Below are 1,141 nucleotides of genomic sequence, written 5' to 3' on the forward strand. Positions count from 1 at the left end.
ATATTTATAAGTAGAATTAAAAACGTTGGTAATGAATCAAGGTTTGAAAGTTGCGATATACCTAATATGTATACAAATAGAAATGCACATGTAGCAACTGCTCCGTAAATGGTAAACGCCCAGCCCGATATTTTAAATTGATTATCCATAATACTTATAATTCTCCATGATTAAGAAACACATAACGCCCCATTAAGAGGCAAATAATAGTTGGCTAAAATAAGCGACGAAGGAGCAAATAGCCAGCTGTTATTTGTCCTACTTGAATGACTTGTTAGCAGTACTATATGCATATGATGATAATTACAAATGCAGCGATACAAGACAAGCCACTTTTAAATGTTTTAGAGCACAATAATACGAAATCGTTATCTTTGTGTTCAGAGTATCTTTGGCTCCAGATGTACTCGTAAGCTGCTTTATTTTTTACGTCACTAGTAGTCGATATTTGTATGAAACCTGACTCGTGTTCTTTTACAAAATCATCTTTTGACTTTACTAAGTAAAGCTGAACTTTCCTTAGGCCAATTAAATATTTTAAACCAAAAAAAATAAACAGAATTACGGAAATAATCCCGATAAATTGCGAAATGATGAGATATCTCCTTGTACTGCTAACGCCCAATTAACGGGCTAAAAATAGTGGGCTAAAATGGAGCGAAGCGAACAGCCCGCTGTTTTTAGTCCTGTTGAATTGCTTGTTAGGAGTTTAATCTCCCCCGCCAGAATCTCCAGAATTAGAAGACGACCAACTGGAGCTTTGACCGCCACTCCCCCATCCACTATGATCATGAACATCTCCTGGCACAGACTGTCCATTAGAACTGCCTGAAGAAAATTCTTTTTCTACCTGATAATCCAAATATTTTTGAGTACAAAATATTAGAAGACCGATCACGATTAATACAAATGATAATATTTGTACCCAAAAATAAAACATCCATCCGATAGGTTGAATGGCAATCCCGATAAATAATATTATGAGGCCGATCCAGTTTCTCGGTTCCATGGAAACTCCTAACGCCACATTAAGCGGCAAAAAATTGTTGGCTAAAATGTGAACGGAGTGAAACAGCCAACTGTTTTTTGTCCGTTTGAATGCCTTGTTATGCGATTTTTACATTACCACAAACCGTACAAT

At 36.3% G+C, this 1,141-nt stretch carries 1 protein-coding gene; it reads right to left on the reverse strand.

Features of this window, described 5'->3' with window-relative positions:
* Positions 1-709 precede the first annotated feature (709 nt).
* Positions 710-1,009 (reverse strand): hypothetical protein, encoded by a 300-nt coding sequence (locus H4J73_RS01215; protein ID WP_182223117.1) that lies wholly within the window; start codon positions 1,007-1,009, stop codon positions 710-712.
* Positions 1,010-1,141: the final 132 nt, after the last annotated feature.

This window comes from Colwellia sp. MB3u-41 (assembly GCF_014076845.1).
Taxonomy (GTDB): domain Bacteria; phylum Pseudomonadota; class Gammaproteobacteria; order Enterobacterales; family Alteromonadaceae; genus Colwellia_A.

Coding starts and splice junctions, on each gene's coding strand:
- H4J73_RS01215 (WP_182223117.1), bottom strand. CDS start 1,009: ATGGAACCGAGAAACTGGATCGGCCTCATAATATTATTTATCGGGATT.